The sequence below is a fragment of the Alcaligenes sp. RM2 genome (assembly GCF_052931795.1).
In genome coordinates, this window is record NZ_JBRFIO010000002.1 from 865,356 (window position 1) to 886,009 (window position 20,654).

20 protein-coding genes and 3 tRNA genes are annotated in these 20,654 nt (G+C 55.8%); 13 read left to right on the forward strand and 10 right to left on the reverse strand.

Annotated features, from left to right (window positions below; all coding sequences use genetic code 11):
* Positions 1-95: 95 nt before the first annotated feature.
* The 7 genes from tilS (at position 96) to ACU6HM_RS10805 (ending at position 5,268) form a co-directional block, all read left to right on the forward strand.
* Positions 96-1,043: a tRNA lysidine(34) synthetase TilS gene (gene tilS, locus ACU6HM_RS10775; protein ID WP_446763838.1), complete on the forward strand. Its 948-nt coding sequence runs from the start codon at positions 96-98 to the stop codon at positions 1,041-1,043.
* Between the two features lie 167 nt (positions 1,044-1,210).
* Positions 1,211-2,464, forward strand: a complete 1,254-nt coding sequence (locus ACU6HM_RS10780) for an aspartate kinase (RefSeq protein WP_022983529.1) — start codon at positions 1,211-1,213, stop codon at positions 2,462-2,464.
* 60 nt (positions 2,465-2,524) lie between these two features.
* A tRNA-Ser gene (locus ACU6HM_RS10785) sits at positions 2,525-2,617 on the forward strand.
* A 415-nt stretch (positions 2,618-3,032) separates the two neighbouring features.
* The gene (locus ACU6HM_RS10790) at positions 3,033-3,593 is read left to right on the forward strand and encodes a hypothetical protein (protein WP_446763792.1); all 561 of its coding nucleotides are present in this window, start codon (positions 3,033-3,035) and stop codon (positions 3,591-3,593) included.
* A gap of 172 nt (positions 3,594-3,765) precedes the next feature.
* Positions 3,766-3,906 (forward strand): hypothetical protein, encoded by a 141-nt coding sequence (locus ACU6HM_RS10795; protein WP_022983530.1) that lies wholly within the window; start codon positions 3,766-3,768, stop codon positions 3,904-3,906.
* Positions 3,896-4,819: a prohibitin family protein gene (locus ACU6HM_RS10800; RefSeq protein WP_009457801.1), complete on the forward strand. Its 924-nt coding sequence runs from the start codon at positions 3,896-3,898 to the stop codon at positions 4,817-4,819. Before ACU6HM_RS10795 ends, ACU6HM_RS10800 begins: the two co-directional genes overlap by 11 nt.
* A gap of 89 nt (positions 4,820-4,908) precedes the next feature.
* Positions 4,909-5,268, forward strand: a complete 360-nt coding sequence (locus ACU6HM_RS10805; RefSeq protein ID WP_009457799.1) for a DUF4870 family protein — start codon at positions 4,909-4,911, stop codon at positions 5,266-5,268.
* Between the two features lie 24 nt (positions 5,269-5,292).
* On the opposite strand, the gene ACU6HM_RS10810 is transcribed toward ACU6HM_RS10805, so the two are convergent.
* The 3 genes from ACU6HM_RS10810 to ACU6HM_RS10820 form a co-directional block, all read right to left on the reverse strand.
* Positions 5,293-6,276 (reverse strand): AraC-like ligand-binding domain-containing protein, encoded by a 984-nt coding sequence (locus tag ACU6HM_RS10810; protein ID WP_446763793.1) that lies wholly within the window; start codon positions 6,274-6,276, stop codon positions 5,293-5,295.
* A gap of 211 nt (positions 6,277-6,487) precedes the next feature.
* A complete protein-coding gene (locus tag ACU6HM_RS10815) occupies positions 6,488-7,558 on the reverse strand; it encodes a nitrilase (RefSeq protein WP_446763794.1) in 1,071 nt (356 codons plus the stop codon).
* Positions 7,559-7,778: 220 nt separating this feature from the next.
* On the reverse strand, positions 7,779-8,036 hold the full coding sequence (locus tag ACU6HM_RS10820; RefSeq protein WP_022983531.1) for a hypothetical protein: 258 nt from the start codon (positions 8,034-8,036) through the stop codon (positions 7,779-7,781).
* A 113-nt stretch (positions 8,037-8,149) separates the two neighbouring features.
* Here ACU6HM_RS10820 and ACU6HM_RS10825 point away from each other — a divergent pair, with 113 nt between their 5' ends.
* Positions 8,150-8,743, forward strand: coding sequence for a phenylacetic acid degradation protein PaaY (locus ACU6HM_RS10825; protein WP_035271432.1), 594 nt, complete (start codon positions 8,150-8,152; stop codon positions 8,741-8,743).
* Positions 8,744-8,985: 242 nt separating this feature from the next.
* On the opposite strand, the gene ACU6HM_RS10830 is transcribed toward ACU6HM_RS10825, so the two are convergent.
* From ACU6HM_RS10830 to ACU6HM_RS10840, 3 genes are read right to left on the reverse strand one after another with little or no spacing between them, the layout of a single operon-like run.
* Positions 8,986-9,990, reverse strand: a complete 1,005-nt coding sequence (locus ACU6HM_RS10830) for an extracellular solute-binding protein (protein ID WP_250756836.1) — start codon at positions 9,988-9,990, stop codon at positions 8,986-8,988.
* Between the two features lie 16 nt (positions 9,991-10,006).
* Positions 10,007-11,674: an ABC transporter permease gene (locus ACU6HM_RS10835; RefSeq protein ID WP_250756837.1), complete on the reverse strand. Its 1,668-nt coding sequence runs from the start codon at positions 11,672-11,674 to the stop codon at positions 10,007-10,009.
* A 5-nt stretch (positions 11,675-11,679) separates the two neighbouring features.
* On the reverse strand, positions 11,680-12,729 hold the full coding sequence (locus ACU6HM_RS10840) for an ABC transporter ATP-binding protein (RefSeq protein WP_022983533.1): 1,050 nt from the start codon (positions 12,727-12,729) through the stop codon (positions 11,680-11,682).
* 656 nt (positions 12,730-13,385) lie between these two features.
* On the opposite strand from ACU6HM_RS10840, the gene ACU6HM_RS10845 reads away from it, so the two are divergent.
* From ACU6HM_RS10845 to ACU6HM_RS10855, 3 genes are read left to right on the forward strand one after another with little or no spacing between them, the layout of a single operon-like run.
* A complete protein-coding gene (locus ACU6HM_RS10845) occupies positions 13,386-14,504 on the forward strand; it encodes an NAD(P) transhydrogenase subunit alpha (RefSeq protein ID WP_026484257.1) in 1,119 nt (372 codons plus the stop codon).
* Positions 14,505-14,508: 4 nt separating this feature from the next.
* Entirely contained in the window at positions 14,509-14,829 is a 321-nt protein-coding gene (locus ACU6HM_RS10850) for an NAD(P) transhydrogenase subunit alpha (protein ID WP_009457776.1), read from the forward strand.
* Positions 14,826-16,262 (forward strand): NAD(P)(+) transhydrogenase (Re/Si-specific) subunit beta, encoded by a 1,437-nt coding sequence (locus ACU6HM_RS10855; protein ID WP_009457774.1) that lies wholly within the window; start codon positions 14,826-14,828, stop codon positions 16,260-16,262. Before ACU6HM_RS10850 ends, ACU6HM_RS10855 begins: the two co-directional genes overlap by 4 nt.
* 82 nt (positions 16,263-16,344) lie before the next feature.
* Here the strand turns inward: ACU6HM_RS10855 and ACU6HM_RS10860 are convergent, their stop codons facing one another.
* Positions 16,345-16,680: a hypothetical protein gene (locus tag ACU6HM_RS10860; RefSeq protein WP_035270874.1), complete on the reverse strand. Its 336-nt coding sequence runs from the start codon at positions 16,678-16,680 to the stop codon at positions 16,345-16,347.
* A gap of 342 nt (positions 16,681-17,022) precedes the next feature.
* Positions 17,023-17,099, reverse strand: a tRNA-Arg gene (locus tag ACU6HM_RS10865).
* Between the two features lie 320 nt (positions 17,100-17,419).
* Between ACU6HM_RS10865 and ACU6HM_RS10870 the strand changes: the two genes are divergently transcribed.
* Complete coding sequence (locus tag ACU6HM_RS10870; protein WP_446763795.1) at positions 17,420-17,893, forward strand: hypothetical protein; 474 nt, start codon at positions 17,420-17,422, stop codon at positions 17,891-17,893.
* Between the two features lie 202 nt (positions 17,894-18,095).
* On the opposite strand, the gene ACU6HM_RS10875 is transcribed toward ACU6HM_RS10870, so the two are convergent.
* Positions 18,096-18,172 (reverse strand) — tRNA-Arg (locus ACU6HM_RS10875).
* 291 nt (positions 18,173-18,463) lie between these two features.
* Here ACU6HM_RS10875 and ACU6HM_RS10880 point away from each other — a divergent pair.
* Positions 18,464-19,633 (forward strand): alpha-hydroxy acid oxidase, encoded by a 1,170-nt coding sequence (locus ACU6HM_RS10880; protein WP_009457768.1) that lies wholly within the window; start codon positions 18,464-18,466, stop codon positions 19,631-19,633.
* Here ACU6HM_RS10880 and ACU6HM_RS10885 read toward each other — a convergent pair.
* A complete protein-coding gene (locus ACU6HM_RS10885) occupies positions 19,627-20,640 on the reverse strand; it encodes a glutathione S-transferase family protein (RefSeq protein ID WP_446763796.1) in 1,014 nt (337 codons plus the stop codon). The two genes, ACU6HM_RS10880 and ACU6HM_RS10885, sit on opposite strands and share 7 nt — an antisense overlap.
* Positions 20,641-20,654: the final 14 nt, after the last annotated feature.

Consider the following 20,654-nt stretch of genomic DNA (forward strand, 5'->3'; position numbering starts at 1 on the left):
CCTCACCCCCGCTGCTGGAGGCGCTTAACCATCACCTAAGTTTTAAAAGCGGCGATAGCGTCGCTGTCGCCTTAAGTGGTGGTGCGGACTCGGCAATGCTGGCGGTACATACCCATCTTTGGGCCAGCCGCCGCAAAGTCACACTTCATTTTTTCCATATTCATCACGGCCTGCAAGCCATTGCCGATCAGTGGCAAGCGCATGTGCATGACTTGGCTGCGCGTTTGCAGCGACCCTGTCACAGCTTGCGGGTCCAGGTACAGTCCCGCCGTCTAAGCGCAGATGGCATGGAATCCGCCGCGCGAGATGCCCGCTATCAAGGCCTGGCTGAACTGGCGCACTTTGTTGGCTTGCAGCATGTGCTGCTGGCTCATCATCAAGATGATCAGGCCGAAACGGTTCTGATGCGTTTGCTGCGAGGCACGGGTACAACCGGTCTGGGGGCGATGGCACCCCGTATGCAGCGCGATCAATTGCAGTACTGGCGACCCTGGCTGGAGCAGCCCAGGGCACTTATTCTTCAAGCCAGTGATGCGTTTGCCGCAGCCACGGGCTGGCATGCGGTACAAGATCCCACCAATATCAATCCTGATTACACCCGTGGTGCAGTGCGCGATTTGCTCACGCCTGTACTCGACGCGCGCTGGCCGGGCTGGCAAAGCCGTTTGCAGCGCCAAGCCCAGCTAAGCCGCGAAACGCAGGAAGTATTGGATAGTGTGGCCAGCCAGGACTGGCTGACACTGGAACCTGATGAAACAGGACGCAGTTTCAGTTTGGTGGCCTGGCGTAGCCTGGAGCCAGCGCGGCAAAGCCTGGTGCTCCGTTATTGGTTGCAGGAGCAGGGCGCTGGCTTGCCTACGCAAGCGCGTCTGGCAGAACTGCTCAAGCAACTGCGCGGGCTGCATGCCCGGGGGCACGACAGAAATTTGATGTGGAAGCATGGACAGAACCTGGTGCGCTGTGTGCGAGGCCGGGTGCAGATCGAATCTGCCGGTCCAGGCGACCAGCAAGCAGGCCTGGTGGCCGATCAAGCAATTAAGTAGTTTGGGGTGGCCTGTGGCAGGAGCGTGGGCTATGGTGTTGAGTCGACAAAGTATGTGTTTTTTTGCGTGTGTATGTGGTAGAGCCTGCGCTTGGGGCACAGAAAGTCGTTAGAATAGTTGGGTTTTGTGTCTATCCCAGACCTTAGCCCTTTGATGCAGAGTAAAAGATGTCCCTGATCGTACATAAATATGGCGGCACGTCGATGGGCTCGATCGAGCGCATCCAGAATGTGGCGCGTCGGGTTGCCAAATGGCATGCCGCCGGGCACCAAGTTGTGGTGGTTCCTTCGGCCATGTCCGGTGAAACCAACCGTTTGCTAGGCCTGGCCAAAGAACTGAGCATTCAGCCTGATCCGCGCGAGCTGGATATGCTGGCCGCTACGGGCGAACAAGCCAGTAGCGCTTTGTTGGCCATGGCCTTGGCTGCCCAGGGCGTTCCCGCCCGCAGCTATGCCGGTTGGCAAGTTCCCGTCAAGACCGACAATGCCTACACCCGTGCCCGCATTAGTTCTATTGATGACACCCGCATTCGCCAGGATCTGGACGCAGGCCGTGTGGTCGTTGTGACCGGCTTCCAGGGTGTGGATGATGAAGGCAATATCACGACCCTGGGTCGTGGTGGCTCGGATACTTCCGCGGTGGCTGTTGCCGCTGCCATGAAGGCCAGCGAATGCCTGATCTTTACCGATGTGGATGGTGTCTACACCACCGACCCACGCGTCGTGCCCGAAGCACGTCGCATGAAAGTGCTGTCCTTTGAAGAAATGCTGGAAATGGCCTCTTTGGGCTCCAAAGTTCTTCAAATCCGGTCTGTGGAATTTGCTGGCAAGTACAAGGTGCCTGTGCGCGTCTTGTCCTCCATGACCGACCCCATGATTTCGCTCGAAGAAGAAATGTCTTCGGGTACGCTGATTACTTTCGAGGAAGACCAAAAAATGGAAGCTGCCGTTGTCTCTGGCATTGCCTTCAGCCGTGATGAAGCCAAGTTCACCCTGCGTGCCGTTCCTGACACCCCCGGCGTGGCCTATTCCATTCTGGGCCCGATCGCAGCGGCCAACATCGAAGTCGACATGATTTTGCAGAACCTGTCGGTTCAGGGCACCACAGACTTTTCCTTTACCGTCAGCCGCAATGACGCGCTGCGTACCAAGGAACTGCTGATGAACCAGGTCGGCCCGGCTGTGGGTGCTGGCGAAATCGTATTTGACGAAGCCGTGTGCAAAGTGTCCATCGTCGGTATTGGCATGCGTAACCACGCTGGTATTGCCAGCTCCATGTTCCGCGCCTTGTCCGAAGAGGGCATCAACATCCAGATGATCAGCACCAGCGAGATCAAGACCTCGGTGATTATTGCCGACAAGTACATGGAATTGGCGGTGCGTGCTCTGCACAAGACGTTCGAGCTGGATCAGGAAAAATAATCCCTTTAGCTATTTGCATTGGTTTTTTAAAAATGCTATAGTTACTTCTTTCCTAGAGCTGGAGACGTGGCCGAGAGGTTGAAGGTACTCCCCTGCTAAGGGAGCATACGGCTTATACCCGTATCGAGGGTTCGAATCCCTCCGTCTCCGCCAGCTGGAATTAAATCAAGCCCTTGTTTTCAAGGGCTTTTTTTATTGTCTGTCGCATAGCGCCGCCCGTGTTCGGACCCGCGCTCAAGTTTGGCTTTGTGCAAACCTGGCTCTGGTTCAGGCAGCAAGAGCGACAACAAGACGGCATCACGCCTTTCCAAACACAAGAAAAAAAATAATTGTTACTTTTTTATTTTTGCCAATTCAGGCAAAGTGAAATCGTAGAGAGTCCTTGGCGGCAGCGTTTCAAACAGCATGAATTTTTAAAGTGCAAGGCTTTTCAATCCTGGGCGGTTGAGGATTGAAAAGCTGTGTCGTTTTTGGCACAGGCAAAGAAAAGCAGTCATTCCCGTGCTTACAATCGACCAATGTGTTTTACGTCGTTCAAGACGGGTGGTCTTGTTTTTTAGGGCGAGCGATGATTAAACGAGTCCTCTGTATCTGTAGCATGGCCTTGATGGGCCTGCCTTTTTTGGCATCGTCAACTGAGCTGGCATTGGATGACCAGGTTGTGACTCGTTATGTGCAAAGCCTGGGTGAAATCTTGCCGGTGCTGCAAACCGTGGAGCGTAGCGAGCCGGTTTGGGATGGCGGGCTGCCAGACGGTTTCCCACCCATGCTGGAGGTGGATCAGGTCGAGCGCGGTTCGGACATCTACCGTCAATTGAGCAGCCTGACGCAAAAGTATGGCTTTGCCGGACTGGAGCAATGGGATAGCGTGGGACGCCATATCTGGCTGACTCGTCTCTATATCCAGGAGCGCGAAGATCTGGACTCGGTTTACGAGCAACTGGATGCGCTGGAAGCGGCCTTGCGCGATAACGCACGCCAATACTCTACGGCTGAACTGGAGCAGTTGATGCGCACCTTCCAGATCAGTAAAAACCATATCCTGCGTCTGGTTGCAACCCGTAGCGATGTGCCGCCGGTACAGGCTCATCTGGCTGAACTGGACGCTGCCCTGGCTTCCCTAGAATAAGCAACTAATCCGCTTTTTCCATTTTCTCGGGCGTCGCAATGGCGTCTGTTCAAGATTTGTTACCAGCAATACTGTCCATTTGTCATATTTTGACGCTTCTTTTCTGAGCGTGACAGAGGGAATCGGGGATAATTGCGCTCTGATTGAAATCTAGTGGGAAGACTGAAGCGTCATGCGTATCATCTTGATTTTGTTGGGGGCCGCTGTGCTGGCCTACCTGATTGCCAAAGGCATACGGCAACTGATGGTGGAACGTCGTCAATTAAAAGACCAGACGCGTCAGCCACATAAAGGAAGCCGTGATGAGCACTGATAAAAATCCATTTACTAAACTGGCCGCTAAAACAAAGCCAGAAGGTGGCCCTGCCAATTACTCCAAGGGACTGAGTTTCCTGGGGGCGGCGGTTGTTATTTTCCTGATCCTGATCGTGGCCTCCATGGGCTCGTTCTTGCAGGTGGACCAGGGTGAACGTGGCGTGGTGCTGCGTAACGGTAAGCTGGTTCGCGTGGCCGAACCTGGTCTGGACTTCAAGGTTCCGTTCTTTGACACGGTACGTACCATTTCGGTACGTGATCACACGGTTCGCATGCAGCTTGAGGCGTACAGTTTTGACCAGCAGTCCGCTTCCATGGTGGCTTCGGTAACATACCGCGTTCCTGAAACTGATGTGGCTCAGCTGTATTCCGAGTACGGTTCACTCGATGCCCTGGAAGCTCGCTTGCTGGAACGCAAGGCTCTGGATGTGATCAAGAACGTGTTTGGTAAGTACACTGCTGCTCAGTCGATTCAGAATCGCGAGAAGCTGGGTGCTGACATCAACGAAGCCATGCGCGTGACCCTGGAGTCCGCTCCTTTGCAAATGATGGGCGTGCAGGTTGAGGAAGTGTCGTTCTCCAAAGCCTATGAGCAATCGATTGAAAACCGCATGTTGGCCCAGGTTCAAATTGAAACCACCCGCCAGCAAAAAGAAACTGCTTCCATTCAGGCTGAAATCAAAGTGGTTCAGGCTGAAGCAGAAGCCCGCGCTCAGCGCGAACGCTACATGGCCGAAGCTGACGGTATTCGCCTGCGTGGTGACGCCGAAGCCAAGGCCATTTCTGCCAGGGCCCAGGCATTGGCCCAGAATACCAATCTGGTCAATTTGAATGCTGTGGAAAAATGGGACGGTAAGTTGCCAGAAAGTCTGGTTCCCGGTTCCGCCATGCCATTTATTGGACTGCGTTAATCTCCAGGCAGTCACTGACCTGAACAGGTTTTCTTCGGTAGCGTTACGGGATAGGTAACGCTACCGTTTATTTTTCCAAGGAGTTACGGATGAATGAGGAAAGGAACCCGGTCCCACAAGGCGACGGTACAAACCAGTTGGTCAGTCTGCGTAATCTGACTCTGATCAATTACGCGCTGTACATCTTGTCCATGTTTGGCGGCATCACCGCCCTGGTCGCCATCATCATCAACTACATCAAGCGCGATGAAGTGCGCGGCACCTATCTGGAGTCGCACTTTGATTGGCAAATCCGTACGTTCTGGTGGGGATTGCTTGGTGTGGCGCTGTCTTTCTTGTTGATGGCGATTCTGGTCGGTTTCGTGACCATCGTGATTGTCAGCGTGTGGATTCTGTACCGTCTGATCAAGGGCCTGCTGGCTCTGAATGACGGCAAGGCGATTGCCTGATCGCCGGACCGCCGGACCGCCGGATCAGATAGGCATCGTGTTTGTTTGGACCTGGGCCCGCATACTTTCGCGGGCCTCTTTAGGCGGCACACCAAAGCGCTGCCGAAATGCCCGGCTGAAATGGGCAGAGCTGCTGAAGCCCCAGTGATACGCAATTTCAGTGATGGTCTTGTGGTGATGGGCTAGACGGCGCAAATCCTGTTCAGCGCCTTGCAGGCGCATGGACCAAATCCAGTTTGTCAGTGAATCGGTCTCGCCTTCCCAGGCGCGATGCACAGTGCTGGCTGTCAGGCCCAGGCGTTTGGCAATCTTGCCGATATTCAGCTCGGGGTCGCGCAGATTCTCCAATACATAGGCTTTGATCCGGTCGCGCCGCACGGTTCCCGTATCGTCCTTTAAGGACGGGCTGCCCAGATTCTCGGCCAGCGCTGCCACCAGAATACCGACCAGGCTGTCGGCAAGTGATAGATCCACAATAGGTCCGCCGGTTGGCGGGCAGGCCATCAGCTCGCTCACCATATAGGAGAGCAGTCGTGCCGTGCCGGATTGGGCGCTGGTTATTTTGCAGGCTGTCATATCTTCGGCATTGCGCAAACGCTTGCGCAGGATGGAGCCGGGCATAGACAGGACATACTGCTCAAAGTCCTGGTCAAACAGGAGTTGATAGGGGCGTGTGGAGTCGTACAGGGCCAGATCGCCGGGTTTCAGTGTAGCGGTCTTTTCATCCTGAATTAGTTGTCCCGCTCCTGCCACTTGAATACTGAGCAGAAAAATATCCTCGGACGCTCTGGAAATTTGCAGCGGCGTGCGCAGCACGGTCTGGGTGGTCGAGGAGATGCGAGATAGGCTGACCTCTGCCAGTTCCCGTCGCGTAATGGCCCCGAAGAAAGGGGTAGCGGAACGGGAGGGGACGGCGCACTCCAGCTGCACATAAGCTTTGTTGACGGCCTCCATCCAATAGGGGGCGCGCCGGGTAGCGGGAACTGCCGTGGTGGACCATTGCTCCATTGATGATCTCTCCGTCTTGGGTCCGAAGGCTGACAGCAGGGACCGCGGTCAACTGGACTGACTAAGTATCAGGCAAGATCTCTGGTTTGAGCCAGACCAGAAAGAGTGGCAGGGGTCGATAATTTCAGACCAGGACGACGCGGATGCAGGACTGGGGAGCAGAAGGAGTCACGGCCCGGGCAAGCTGTCCGGGCCGTGTCATCTCTTGGGATCAGGACGGCTCTTGCACTAGCAGTGCGTCCGAGTCCTGGGGATGGCTGATAGCGAATGAGGTAATCGTACTTTGCACACCTGGCTCGGGAGCCTCCGCCTTGGTCACGCTTTTGGAGTGCACTCGAGTCATAGGGTCGCGGTGCCCCAAGTCCAGCACCAGACGGGTGGCTTCAGGTTTGGAATAGTGGCCCACGGGGTCATTGATCGCCTTGGCGAAGGCAATCTCCTCCATATTCAGATCGGCAATGATCAAGCCTTCGGCATCATGAGGCAGGTAGGGAGCCAGAGTACGCCCGTCCGGTGCAAAAATCATGGAGCTGCCACCGCCCACTTTCAGCAAAGAGGCGTTGTGCTCACCCACTTCCAGCATGTCCAGCGTCTCTTGAGTAACCACACTGCTGGCGGCGATGGTAAAGCACTGGCCTTCCACCGAATAGATTTGCGAGGCGGCCATGTTCACCTTGGCACTGAGGGCGTGGGCCTGTTCGCTGTATAGCGAAAACGACGGCCAGGCAGCAATGTGAATGGCTTCATGCTGGGAGTACAGCGCGTACTTGCTCAATGGCGACAAATGCTCCCAGCAGCATAAAGCGCCGACGCGTCCCAGTTCTGTGTCGGACACAATCAGATCACGGGCATAACCTTCACCAAATACGGTGCGCTCTACATGCGTGGGTTTGAGTTTGCGGCGTGACCATAGTATCTCGCCTTTGTCATCGATCAGGCATTGGCCCAGATACAGGCTGCCACCGCTGCGTTCGCTATAGCCCAATGCGATGAAAATGCCCAAGGTTCGCGCAGCCTGGGCAATGCGCTGAAACTCTGCGCTGTCCAGCGAGAGCGAATTGGCATAGTAACGAGCGCTGTATTTCAGTGACCAGGCCGGTGCACCTAGCCAGACGTGGAAGGGATAGCCTGGCAACCAGGTTTCACCAAATACGATCAGGTCGCAGCCTTCATCACGCGCTTGTCGAGCCAGTTCAATGGTTTTATCAACACCTGCTGCCAGGTCGTAGTTGGGAGAGGCGGCCTGTACGGCGGCTGCCCGGACGATTTTCCTTGTCTGCATACATCCTCCTTGTCGCGGTATCCGCGATCTTGATCGCCAGGCCGTGCTGCTTACAGAGCCCGGCCATCCTGTTTTGTGTCAGTTTAGGAGGGGAGGACAGTGCTGAATTGACTGACAGGCGCAGAAGGCTTGACTGGGAGTCGCAGACGTGCGGGCAGGAAGCCCCCAATCCTGACCCGGATGTCCGTGCAGTGAACGAGAAAAGTGCGGCCCGTCTGGCTTAAAGTGCGAAACTGTATTGCACTGTCAGCCCCAGGCCCACGACCCACAAAATCAGGGGGATAGGGCGCATCAGCAGGCCGGGAATGGCACGCAGGATAAAGCCGATCAGGCGGGTGAACAACCAGAGCAGGGGCGGCGATTGATCTTTTTCCTTCATATAGATGATGCCTTGCGACAGCAAAAAGGACTGCGACAAGTAGGCGGCGTAAAACACCATGCCCAGGGAAAAGGCCAGCCAGTAATACAACATGCTCATAGGATGCAAAAAGAAAGAGTACGGCGCATTATATCGGTCTGCAGCAGCTATGATCGTATTTTTGGCCGGACCTTGTGCCGGCTGTGGGTGCAGGCTTTTTGTACGAGGCAGGTATGCAAAATATTTATTCTATTGATGGGCTGGTGCCAGTGGTTCACCCCACGGCCTATGTTCATCCTACCGCTGTACTGATTGGTGACGTCATTATTGGCGAGGGCGTGTATATCGGTCCTTTGGCCAGTTTGCGCGGGGACTTCGGGCGCATCATCATGAAGGCCGGTTCCAATATTCAGGATACCTGTGTGATTCACGGCACGCCTTACCAAGACACAGTGGTGCATGAGGACGGTCATGTCGGACATGGAGCAGTGCTGCACGGCTGCGTGATCGGTCGTAACGTGCTGGTGGGCATGAATGCCGTGGTGATGGATGCTGCCGACATCGGTGCAGACAGCATTATCGGCGCCATGGCCTTTGTGAAGAAAGGGATGCAAGTGCCGCCACGCAGTCTGGTGGCCGGGTCTCCCGCGACGGTGGTCAAAGAACTGGATCAGAAAGCCATTGATGGCAAGTTTTTCGGTACACGTATGTACCAGCGTCTGGCCCAGCGTTCACTGGCAACCATGCAGCGTGTGGAGCCTTTGACCGAAGTGGAAGCCGATCGCCCACGCCTGCGTGAAGATCAGATTTATCCAGTGGATAAATGAGGCAGCTCTGTCTTTCTCCAGGCTTGTTGCTTGCCGAGCGCAACGCAGTTTCGGAGCCGGTCTGAGAGTGCTTGGGATACGTCACCCAGCAGCCGTTTTTGCTCACGTATTTCAGGCAATAAAAAACCCCTTGAGGGCCGGATGAGAATCCAGCATCAAGGGGTTTGTCCATTCAGTGCGGACCAGCAGGCGGGTGGGGCAGGCCCACCACGCATTGCTGTTGCGCTCTGAATTTCTCCGGCTTATTTGCCAGCTGCAGCCAAAGCCTGTTTCCAGGCTTCGATGACCGTTTCGTACTCGGCAGCAGCCTTCAAAGGATCGATGTTGGCCACTTTGATCTGATCCAGGTTAGGCAACTTGGTCAGCTCGGCCACATTGATGTCGCTGCGAGTAGGACGGCGGAAGTTCTCCACCAGTTCAGCTTCCTGTACTTCTTTGGAGAGCAGAACGTCGACCAGTTTGCGAGCCGCTTCCTGGCCGTTCTTGGGGTTCTTGATCACGGCCACGCCTTCAGGAGCAATGAAGGTACCGTCTTCAGGGTAGATCAGCTCAATGCCTTTCTGACCACCGGCCACGTAGGCGTAGGCCGCGTATTCCATGGTCACGCCCAAGGGGTACTCGCCGTTAGCCACGCTTTTGTAGACCTGGCCCGAGCTCTTGGACACGATCACGTTGGCTGCCAGCTTTTGCAGGCCTTCTGCACCGTACAGTTGGTAGATGCCATAAACCTGGTCGTAGGCACTGCCCGATGATGCGGGGTCACCAATAATGACCTTGCCTTTCCACTGAGGATCGAACAGATCGGACCAGGTTTTTGGAGCGGCCTGGCCTTTCAGTTGGCGCTCGTTGGCCATGATGACCATGACGTGGGCGTTGGAGCTGGTCCACAGGCTGTCCTTGCCGTGGAAGGCTTCAGGAATGGCCTTGTTCTCGGGCGATTCGTAGGCTTCAAAGTTCTGCTGGAAAGCCGCCATGGTGCCGTAGCCAGTGCCCCAGACCACGTCACCCAGCGGGTTCTGTGCTTCGGCTTCGATACGCTTCATCAAGGCACCAGCGCCCGAGGTCACTTGTTGAATGGACAGGTCAGACGCGGTCTTGCGAGCAATTTCCAGCGCCGTATCAATGGTTTGCACATTATTGGGCGTGTACATCACGGCATTGGCGGCCAGGGCGGCACCGGACAGGGACAGGGCGCCGACACTGAGGGAGAGTGCCAGACCAGTTTTCAGAAAACGTGTAGTCAGCATAGTGAGCCTTTTTAGATTAGCGGCTGGAAAACAGATCCAGCTTGAGAAAACGGATAGCCAGATAAATCGGCACCAGAATCACGACCATCAAGATCACCCCATAGGCCGAAGCGCGGGCCAGGAAGCCAGCGTCGATCTGACGGAACATCTGGATGGGCATGGTCTCCATACCACCGTAATACAGCACGATAGTGGCGGAAATTTCAGCCAGCGAAGTGACCCACATCAGGATGGCCGCACCCAGAATGGCGGGCTTCATCAAGGGCAGAACCACTTTGAAGAAACTCTGGAAGGGGCTGACACCCAGATTGATGGAGGCCTCTTCGATAGAGTCGGGAATGTTGTAGAGCGAGGCCGAGGCCGAGCGAATGGAGAAGGGCACTTTACGCACAAAGTACGCACCGGCCATGATCACCCAGGTGCCAGTCAGCACCAGCATGCCGCTGTTGTAGGTCTGGATCAGGGCAATACCCAGCACGGTGCCGGAAATGGCCAAAGGCAGCATCACCATATAGTCCAGCGCGGTTACCACGAACAGGCGCTTTTTCACGATCAGGTAACTGCAGATCGTGGCAAAGCAGGTGCCTGCAATAGTGGCGACACTGGCCAGCATCAGCGAGTTCAAAATGGGCTCGGGAGCGTAGCGCAGGGCACGCTCCATATTGTCCAGCGTGAAGGTTCCGTATTGCATGACCGGGCCGCTGGCTTTGGTGAAGGCACCAATCAGCACGATAAAGGCCGGAATCAGCGAGAAGGTCACAAACAGTACGGCACCGATGGTCAGCAAGATGCCGGCCAGCCCTTGAGCACGAACCGGACGCGGGGCGCGGCCTTGCTGCATCTGGAAGGTCTTGCGCTCCAGGACCCGCTTCTGGATGAACAACACCGCACCGACCAGAATCACGGACACCACGGCCAGCACACCTTGCATGGTGGGGTTGCCGCTCATCTCGGACAGAAAGGTGGTGTAGGTCAGCGAGGACAGCACATCGACCTGACCACCCAGAATCATGGGAATGGAGAAGTTGTCCACGGCCAGCGTGAACACAATCATGGCATTGACCAGCAGGGCAGGCATCAGCACCGGGAAGGTGACGCTGAGCGCGCGCTTGAAATTGCTGGCGCCCAGGTTCACGGCGGCTTCTTCCAGCGTGCCGTCAATGGCCTTGAGCGCAGCCAGCATGCCGATATACACATAGGTGTAATCGTTCAGGATCAGCACATAGGACATGCCAAACCAGCCGTAGAAACTGGGCAGGTCAATACCAATGCTTTCCAGGGCCAGACGCACCACACCGTTATTGCCCAGCAGCATCAGCCAGGCCTGCGAGACGATGATGTCCGGCAGCACAATGGTGGTCAAAGGCAGAATCGCCACGATGGCCTTGCCGGGGAAGTCGTAGCGGGCCACTACATAGGCCAGCGGCGCACCCAGCAGCAGCGTTCCTATCGTGGAGATCAACCCCAGCTTGATGGTGTTGAAGAAGGCCTCAACATAGCGTGCGTCGCTAAAGAAGGTCTCAAAGCCGTGCAGGCTGGGCATGCCTGTTGCCGGGTCGATCACGCTTTGATAGAACAGGGAGGCGAGTGGCCATACAACCCAGAACACCAGCACCACCAGACAGACCAGGGCGGGCAGGAACCAGGGAGAACGAAGGGCCAGGGGTCTTGCAGCAATAGCCATGGGTCTTACGCCTCGACCAGACGACATTCAGGGCTAAAGCTCAGGTTCACCGAAGCACCTGCAGACAGATGCGGGTCCTGGGCAGCGGCAACGTCGGCAATAATTTGCTTGCCGTCGTTCAGCTTCAGGCTGTAGGCCGTTTTGGTTCCCAGATACTGGCGAGCCACGACTTGAGCCGGAATGCTGCTGGCCTGAGCCTCGGTATGCAGGGTGATGTTTTCGGGGCGCACTGCCAGCAGCACTTGGCCGACAGGGGGCGGGTTGTTCACCAGAATGTGCCCACCCGCAATGCTGACGGTGGTGTGACCGTCCTCCACATGCACGCCCAAGGTGTCGATCAGATTGGCTGCGCCAATAAAGTCGGCGGCATAGGCAGTGCGTGGTGTGGAGTACATGGCTTCGGGGGTATCGAGCTGGTCGATACGGCCCTGGCGCAGCAAGGCAATACGGTCCGACATGGACAGGGCTTCTTCCTGATCATGCGTCACGAAAATAGCGGTGATATTGGATTCCTGCTGCAATTCGCGGATGACCTGGCGCATTTGAATACGCAGCTTGGCATCCAGGTTGGACAAAGGCTCGTCCATCAGCAGAACACGGGGTTCGATTACCAGGGCGCGGGCCAGGGCTACACGCTGGCGTTGGCCTCCGGACAGCTCAGCCGGGTAACGCTCGCCCATGCCACCCAGTTCCACACGCTCCAGAATGTAGGCGACTTTTTTCTTGATCTCGCTGCTGCTGACTTTGCGTACCCGCAAGCCGTAAGCCACATTGTCAAACACGGTTTTATCGGGGAACAGCGCGTAGTCCTGGAACACCATGCCGGTCTCACGCTTGTGCGCGGGCAGGTAGGTAATGTCTTCCTTGTCCAGAAACAGGCGGCCTTCATCAGGAATGATGAAACCGGCAATCATGCGCAGCAAGGTTGTTTTGCCGCAGCCGCTGGGCCCTAATAAAGTGAAGAACTCGCCATGCCGGATTTGCAGGCTCAGTTCATTGATGATGGTATTGCTGCCGTAGCGTTTCACTACGTGATCGATGTGGATGTCTGCCATGGGGATAGATCAGCCTGGGACTGAGTAGTGCAGGTAAACCGCGCATCAAGGGGGCGGTTGCCTAGGCTTTGAAAAGAAGTGGTTCAGCGGCCAGTAGCGACGCAAACATCACCGGGGCGTGAACACGAACATTAATTACAAGTTAGTGACAAGTTTTATAGGAAGTTGCTATCTTAGCAGCAGGCCAATGCTTGTAGTTTTAATTATCAGGCGTCTAAGTCCGTAGCAAAGGCTGATCTACTCAGTGTTACCCAGTGGGCAAGAAAAAAAAATTCCGTCGAACAGGCATCATATTGCGATAATCAGGTGGTAGTAATGTGTCTTGCTTTTTCGTCTAAAGCGGTCTAGTGCGGGTCGGGGTTTCTTGTGTCAAATAAAGGCCCTTATAGTGAGTTCAAAAAGAATGACAGTTTCCTGCAAGGGGCAGGAGTGGGAGAGGGACACTAAAGGGTAGGTTTCTATCCTGTTCAGGCCGGTCTTCACCAGGCCTGTTTTTTGCACATCCGAATTTATAGATGGTGTTCCGGTGTTGAGGGCAAACACACACCGGGCCGGAGAGGTTGTTGGGTCGTGTCCACGTGGTGACAGACTCACCCATCCGGGTACTGCACGTCGTCAGAGATCGTAGAAGTTAGTTAATTAACTGGAGATTGAAGATGCGACTGGGTGTACTAAGCCCCCGGGGGACCGGGGAAAAGAGGGTAGCGGCCACGCCCGATACCATCAAGGCTTACCGCAAGGCGGGCCATGATGTGATTATCGAGGCGGGTGCCGGACAGGGGATTGCCAGCTCGGATGCCGATTACGAGGCAGCAGGGGCAACGATAGGAGATCCCTATCAAGCCACCGTGCTGCTGGTAGTGGGCCCGGCTGATGTTGATTCGGCGCGTTTGCGTGCCGAGCATGTGGTCGTCGGTATGCTGGACCCTTACGAAAGTCAGGGTCTGGACAGGCTGGCTTCTTCGGGCTGCCAGGCGTTCGCCCTGGAGCTGATCCCGCGTACCACGCGGGCGCAAAGCATGGACGTTCTGTCCTCGCAGGCCAATATCGCGGGTTATGCCGCTGTGCTGAAAGCAGCCACCTTATATCCCCGGTTCTTTCCCATGATGATGACCGCGGCGGGTACCGTCAAAGCGGCCCGTGTCGTGGTGCTGGGCGCGGGTGTGGCCGGTTTGCAGGCGATTGCCACGGCACGTCGTCTGGGGGCGGTGGTAGAAGCCTCTGATGTGCGTCCTGCCGCGCGTGAGCAGATCGAGTCCTTGGGCGGCAAGTTTATTGATGTGCCCTACGAGACCGATGAAGAGCGCGAAGCGGCACAAGGGGTAGGCGGTTATGCCCGTCCCATGCCTGCCTCCTGGTTGCAACGGCAGGCGGCGGTGGTGGCGGCACGTTGTGCCCAGGCCGACGTCATCATTACTACGGCCTTGATTCCGGGGCGGCCCGCCCCGCGTCTGATTGCCGAGGAAGTGGTGCAGTCCATGCGGGCAGGTTCGGTCATTGTTGACCTGGCTGCGGCCCGTGGCGGCAACTGCGCCTTGACCGAAGCCGACCAGATTGTGGAGAAATATGGCGTGACCCTGGTGGGCGAGACCAACTTCCCGGCCCGTGTGGCTGCGGATGCGTCTGCCTTGTATGCACGCAATATTCAACAGTTCCTGGGCTTGATGCTCAAGGATCAGTCTGACGAGCTGCATATCCCTGCGGACGACGACATTGTGAATGCCAGCCGTGTTGTACAGGGTGGCAAACGACTCTTTCCACAGCAGGGAGCCTGACGCCATGGATATTATTTCTCCCCTGGTCATTAACCTGATCATCTTTGTGCTGGCCATTTACGTGGGTTACCACGTGGTCTGGACAGTGACGCCCGCTTTGCACACGCCCTTGATGGCGGTGACCAACGCGATTTCGGCCATTATTATTGTGGGCGGGATGCTGGCAGCGGCCCTGACCGAAAGCCCTTGGGCGCAGGCGATGGGCATTATTGCCACCGCGCTGGCCTCGGTAAACGTGTTTGGTGGTTTCCTGGTAACCCGCCGCATGTTGGAAATGTTCAAAAAGAAGGGCGCTAAAAATACGCCCAAGGAAGGGCAGTCATGATTTCCATGAATACCGTTACCTTGTGCTATTTGTTGGCCTCGGTGTGTTTCATTCAGGCCCTGAAAGGCTTGTCGCATCCAGCCAGTTCGCGTCGTGGCAACTTGTTTGGCATGGTGGGGATGGCCTTGGCCATTGCGACCACAGCCGTGCTGATTTATAGCCTGGCCCCTGAAGGCAAAGAGCTCTCTGGTCTGCTGCGGGTTCTGATTGGTCTGGTGATTGGTGGCGTGCTGGGTACCGTCATGGCACGCCGTGTCGAGATGACCAAGATGCCGGAACTGGTGGCCTTCATGCACAGCATGATTGGTCTGGCGGCGGTAGCCATTGCGATTGCCGTGGTGTTGGAGCCGGTGGCCTTCGGCATTGGCTCGGCCGAGGTGGCTCTGCCCATGGGTAACCGTGTGGAGCTGGCTTTGGGCGCGCTGGTCGGTGCCATTACCTTCTCCGGTTCGGTGATCGCGTTTGGCAAGCTGTCGGGCAAGTACAAGTTCCGACTGTTCCAGGGCGCACCCGTTACCTTCAAAGGTCAGCACATGCTGAACCTGCTGCTGGGTCTGCTGGCCCTGGCTTGCGGCGTGATCTTTGTGATGACCCAGGCATGGTGGGCCTTTGGTGTGCTGCTGGCCTTGTCCTTCCTGCTGGGCGTGATGCTGATCATCCCGATTGGCGGCGCAGACATGCCCGTGGTGGTGTCGATGCTGAACAGCTATTCGGGCTGGGCAGCAGCAGGGATTGGTTTTTCCCTGAACAACTCCATGCTGATCATTGCCGGTTCGCTGGTGGGTTCCTCCGGTGCGATTCTGTCTTACATCATGTGCAAGGCCATGAACCGCGCTTTCTTCAACGTGATTCTGGGCGGTTTTGGTGCCAATCCGGAAGCGGCTGCGGGTGGTGCAGATCAGGGTAATCGTTCGGTGAAATCCGGCAGTGCTGAAGATGCCGCGTTCATGATGAGCAATGCCGAGTCCGTGGTGATTGTGCCTGGTTATGGTTTGGCCGTGGCCCGTGCTCAACACGCCTTGAAAGAGCTGTCGGACAAGCTGACCAGCCAGGGTGTGAATGTGCGCTACGCCATCCACCCGGTCGCCGGTCGTATGCCTGGCCATATGAACGTCTTGCTGGCCGAGGCCGAAATGCCTTACGAGCAGGTCTTTGAAATGGACGACATCAATAGCGAGTTTGCTCAAACGGACGTGGTGCTGGTACTGGGTGCCAACGACGTGGTCAACCCGGCCGCCAAGAACGATCCGGCTTCGCCGATTGCGGGCATGCCGATTCTGGAAGCCTACAAAGCTCGCACCGTGATCGTGAACAAGCGCTCCATGGCTGCTGGTTATGCTGGTCTGGATAACGAGCTGTTCTATATGGACAAGACCATGATGGTGTTTGGCGATGCCAAAAAGACCATCGAAGATATGGTCAAAGCGCTGTAAGACAAGTCCGTCTTCGCGCTGGCAGTAAAAAGCGCTCTGGTTCCTTGCGGGCCAGAGCGCTTTCTTGTTGAGTAGAGCGAATTTAGAACTTGGGGCCGGAGCGCAATTGCTCGCACATCTGCTTGCGCTGCTCGGCAGTGGCTTTTTGCAGATCCTGACGGCCACGGTCCAGGCCTTGCTCAAAGGCTTTATCAAAGTCCTCGTCGTTCAGGCCCATGCTTTGAATGGAAGACTTCTGCTGTTTTTTCATCTCATCAAGCTGGGTCTGGCTGTAGTCACCGCAAACTTCGGCGGCAGCGTGCATGGCTCCGCCCATTTGCGCCAGCTGAATGGCAGGGCCGCTATCCTGGGCGTAGCTATTGGCGCTGGCCAGAAGGAGGGCCGCTAAAGGCAAAAGAAGTTTTGTGCGCTCAAACATGGTCAATCCTGTCGATTAAGAGGAGGTCCGCGCAGACTCTGTGGTCTAACAAGAGCAGGCAGGCTCTGTCTGGGCGGAAGTCGCTACTTTACACCGCTTGTCCCTTTACGGTTGAGGCCGTAGGGGCGGGAAAGTGCAACAGACATTGTGCCCGGTCTGCAGTCGTGGAGTTTTGATCTGTTTGCAGGTAAGCGGCGGTATGCAGGGTAAAAGCAGCAGGCAAAGAAAAAGCCCTGATGACGATGTCATCAGGGCTGATCTTTTCAGAGTCTCATCCATTGGGTTTGACCCCACGAGTTCTAACTCTGGTCGCTGATTTCCGTGAGGAAACCAACTTGAATATGGCGCGGCTGGCAAGATTCGAACTCACGACCCCTTGGTTCGTAGCCAAGTACTCTATCCAACTGAGCTACAGCCGCTAAAGAAGTGAAACTATAGCAGACTATTTATCAGCGTGACAAGCCTAAAAAGCATTTTTCTTGAAATAAGTGCGAAATTTTTCTGAAAACACGGGAAAATAAGGCTTTGGAGTGGTGTGCGGGGCAGGGGGCTGCGGATTTAACCCGGCACTTTGTAGTGTTTTTAAGCCAGGGTATGGATGACCTTGCCGATGCAAGAGTGACTTGCTGCTTGGGTAGTGGGGCCATTACTCTTTGTGCGGTTGCGTCAGAATCGAACGTGATGATGCGGCTGTCACCAGTTAATTAGCAGCAGTTTAGCTGCATCAGGAGTTACAGGCATGGTTCCATTCGGCTTGAGTCCGGCACAGTTTCAGCAGCGTTATAAACGGTGTTTGGAGCGCGCCTCAAAGCATTTTATTGCTGAACTGCGTACCTTGTTTGCCTTGTCTGTGCCAGATAGTGTCGCGGATGCCGAGGTCCAAATCTTCTTTGGTGAAGACGGCCTGGAAACTCCGTCGGCATGGATTTACTACCGTGGTGACAATAATAAAGTAGACAGCAACGACCCTTCCATTTTCCCCGGTAGGGCCATGGAGCTTTCTCTGGGTTTGAGCAAGATGGACGCCTTCCACGAAGACTATTTCCTGGATGACGAGTTTGATGGCTTGAGTATTGCCGCCAATACTATCCAAGCGTGGTTTGCAGAGTGCTGGTGGAAAGCGGGTGGGTGGAGCTATGCCGTCCCCGTGACAGCATGGGTGCACGATGGCTTTGGTGACGGTGCGGGTATTGAGTTGTCTGAAAGGCGATAAGGCCTCATAGCAATAGAGTTCCTAACTATATAAAGCCATAACCGCTATTGCTCGTTCTATTTCTTCGTTCAAGCCTGCTCGTATTGCTTATTGCTATTGTGGGTGCAGGTTTGAGCGACGCTCGGCAGTGTAGTGGTGCCGTCTGATATCCGAGCAGAAAGCAAAAAAGCCATTTCCGAAGAAATGGCTTTTTTACTGAATATGGCGCGGCTGGCAGGATTCGAACCCACGACCCCTTGGTTCGTAGCCAAGTACTCTATCCAACTGAGCTACAGCCGCTAAAGAAGTAGAAATATAGCACGGCTATTTTTACTTGTCACCAAAATATCAACAAATTTTACTGAAATCGTCTTTTTTTATGTTTTTCGGGGTCGGCTGGCAGGCTGTAAAGCCAGAGATGGCAAGGCGTGCAGCGGGACAACAGTGAATCTCTTTATTTTTGGTCTTGGGGGCTCGTCTTGGTGGTCCTTTAGGCGCGCCAGACAGAAACTTCGAACAGTCTGCCCCGGATGACTTGCCCCGCAGGGCACAAAGTCGCATTATTACGCCATTGTTTTGGAGCCCAATGTAATGGATCTGTCGAAAATTACCTGCACTGAAGATTTCCGCCTGGCGGCCAAACGCCGCGTGCCCAAGATGTTTTATGACTACGCCGACTCCGGCTCCTGGACGCAGGGCACGTATCATGCGAACGAGCAGGATTTTCACAAACTGAAATTCAAACAGCGTGTGGCCGTGGACATTGACCATCGCAGTCTGAAGACCAAGCTTCTGGGCCAGGATGTTGCCATGCCCGTGGCTATTGCCCCTACCGGCCTGACCGGCATGCAGCACGCCGATGGTGAAATGCTGGCGGCTTTGGCCGCACGGGATTTTGGTATTCCTTTCACTCTGTCCACCATGAGTGTGTGCTCGCTGGAGGACGTGGCCCAGGCTACCCGTGCCCCGTTCTGGTTTCAGCTTTATGTGATGCGTGATCGCAGCTTTATTGAAAACCTGATTGCGCGTGCCAAAGCGGCCAACTGCTCGGCCCTGGTGTTGACTCTTGACTTGCAGGTCTTGGGCCAGCGTCACAAGGACATCAAGAATGGCTTGACCACGCCTCCACGCCTGACTATTCCTAATTTGCTGAATCTGGCGACCAAGCCGTACTGGTGCCGCAATATGCTGCGCACGCATCGTCGCAGCTTTGGCAACATCGTCGGCCACGCCAAGGGAGTATCGGATCTGCGCTCCTTGTCGACCTGGACGGCCGAGCAGTTCGACCCGAGCCTGAACTGGAAAGATATCGAGTGGATCAAGAATGCCTGGGGCGGCAAGCTGATTGTTAAAGGCATTATGGATGCGGACGATGCACGTTATGCCGTGGATAGCGGGGCTGATGCCTTGATCGTGTCCAATCACGGTGGCCGTCAGCTGGATGGCGCGCCATCCTCAATTTCCTGCCTGCCTGCGATCAGCAAGGCGGTAGGTGACAAGATCGAAGTGCTGGTCGATGGTGGTATTCGCAGCGGTCAGGATGTGTTGCGTGCCCGCGCCTTGGGCGCTCAAGGTGCCATGATTGGCCGTGCTTTCCTGTATGCCTTGGGTGCGGCGGGGCAGGCCGGTGTGGCCCGTTTGCTGAAACTGATGGCGAATGAGCTGGACGTGTCCATGGCGTTTTGCGGTCGTACCGATATCAATCAGGTAGACCGCTCCATCTTGCTCAATCCCGATATTTTCGATCGCCCCGGTTACTGAAGCCCGATATGCAAGGGCCCTGGCTGGACGGGTAAATGACCTCGTCCGTGGGGCCCGTTCAGATCCAGTACAGGGCCAGCCGGCACAATGCCCGTCGGGTTCAGATGGCGGTGACTGCTGTAGTAATGGGTCTTGATGTGATCCAGGCTGACCGTGCTGGCCACGCCAGGCATTTGGTACAGCTCCAGCATGTAGTTCCACAGATTCGGATAATCAATCAGACGGCGCAGATTGCATTTGAAATGGCCAACATAGACCGGATCAAAGCGAATCAGGGTAGTGAACAAGCGCCAGTCGGCCTCGGTCAGTTGCGTGCCAGTCAGGTAGCGCTGCTGGCTCAGGCGAGCCTCCAGCCCGTCCAGGCTGTCAAACAGGGCATGAACTGCTGTGTCGTAGGCGGCTTGTGAGCGGGCAAAACCTGCTTTGTAGACCCCGTTATTGACGGTGTCATACACATGGGCATTGATCTGGTTGATTTCCCCCAATAGCTCGGCAGGCGCCATATCCAGGTTGCGCGCGCCCAAAGTGTCAAAGGCGCTGTTGAAAATACGCATGATCTCGGCCGACTCGTTATTGATGATTGTGCCGCGCTGCTTGTCCCACAGTACGGGCACGGTAATGCGCCCTGTGAATTTCGGGTCCGCCTTGGCATAGAGCTGATGCAGGAACTGCGCATCCATGACTGGGTCCGGCACCACGCCCTCAGCCGGTTCAAAGGTCCAGCCCTGATCGCCCATGATGGGGTTTACCACCGACACTGAAATCAGCTTTTGCAGCCCCTTTAATTCGCGCATGATCAAGGTGCGATGCGCCCAGGGGCAGGCCAGCGAGACATACAGATGATAGCGATTGGCCTGGGCAGGCTGCGCTGCCTGGCCGTCCGGGCCGGGGCCGCCGTCGGCGGTAATCCAGTCCCGGAAGGCAGACTGGGCACGTTGAAATGTATCGGACTGGGTGCTGCTGACAGGCTCTTTGCTATGCCATTGTCCATCTATCATCATGCCCATCTGTGTACTCCGTT

Coding starts and splice junctions, on each gene's coding strand:
- tilS (WP_446763838.1), top strand. CDS start 96: ATGCTGGCGGTACATACCCATCTTTGGGCCAGCCGCCGCAAAGTCACA.
- ACU6HM_RS10780 (WP_022983529.1), top strand. CDS start 1,211: ATGTCCCTGATCGTACATAAATATGGCGGCACGTCGATGGGCTCGATC.
- ACU6HM_RS10790 (WP_446763792.1), top strand. CDS start 3,033: ATGATTAAACGAGTCCTCTGTATCTGTAGCATGGCCTTGATGGGCCTG.
- ACU6HM_RS10795 (WP_022983530.1), top strand. CDS start 3,766: ATGCGTATCATCTTGATTTTGTTGGGGGCCGCTGTGCTGGCCTACCTG.
- ACU6HM_RS10800 (WP_009457801.1), top strand. CDS start 3,896: ATGAGCACTGATAAAAATCCATTTACTAAACTGGCCGCTAAAACAAAG.
- ACU6HM_RS10805 (WP_009457799.1), top strand. CDS start 4,909: ATGAATGAGGAAAGGAACCCGGTCCCACAAGGCGACGGTACAAACCAG.
- ACU6HM_RS10810 (WP_446763793.1), bottom strand. CDS start 6,276: ATGGAGCAATGGTCCACCACGGCAGTTCCCGCTACCCGGCGCGCCCCC.
- ACU6HM_RS10815 (WP_446763794.1), bottom strand. CDS start 7,558: ATGCAGACAAGGAAAATCGTCCGGGCAGCCGCCGTACAGGCCGCCTCT.
- ACU6HM_RS10820 (WP_022983531.1), bottom strand. CDS start 8,036: ATGAGCATGTTGTATTACTGGCTGGCCTTTTCCCTGGGCATGGTGTTT.
- ACU6HM_RS10825 (WP_035271432.1), top strand. CDS start 8,150: ATGCAAAATATTTATTCTATTGATGGGCTGGTGCCAGTGGTTCACCCC.
- ACU6HM_RS10830 (WP_250756836.1), bottom strand. CDS start 9,990: ATGCTGACTACACGTTTTCTGAAAACTGGTCTGGCACTCTCCCTCAGT.
- ACU6HM_RS10835 (WP_250756837.1), bottom strand. CDS start 11,674: ATGGCTATTGCTGCAAGACCCCTGGCCCTTCGTTCTCCCTGGTTCCTG.
- ACU6HM_RS10840 (WP_022983533.1), bottom strand. CDS start 12,729: ATGGCAGACATCCACATCGATCACGTAGTGAAACGCTACGGCAGCAAT.
- ACU6HM_RS10845 (WP_026484257.1), top strand. CDS start 13,386: ATGCGACTGGGTGTACTAAGCCCCCGGGGGACCGGGGAAAAGAGGGTA.
- ACU6HM_RS10850 (WP_009457776.1), top strand. CDS start 14,509: ATGGATATTATTTCTCCCCTGGTCATTAACCTGATCATCTTTGTGCTG.
- ACU6HM_RS10855 (WP_009457774.1), top strand. CDS start 14,826: ATGATTTCCATGAATACCGTTACCTTGTGCTATTTGTTGGCCTCGGTG.
- ACU6HM_RS10860 (WP_035270874.1), bottom strand. CDS start 16,680: ATGTTTGAGCGCACAAAACTTCTTTTGCCTTTAGCGGCCCTCCTTCTG.
- ACU6HM_RS10870 (WP_446763795.1), top strand. CDS start 17,420: ATGGTTCCATTCGGCTTGAGTCCGGCACAGTTTCAGCAGCGTTATAAA.
- ACU6HM_RS10880 (WP_009457768.1), top strand. CDS start 18,464: ATGGATCTGTCGAAAATTACCTGCACTGAAGATTTCCGCCTGGCGGCC.
- ACU6HM_RS10885 (WP_446763796.1), bottom strand. CDS start 20,640: ATGGGCATGATGATAGATGGACAATGGCATAGCAAAGAGCCTGTCAGC.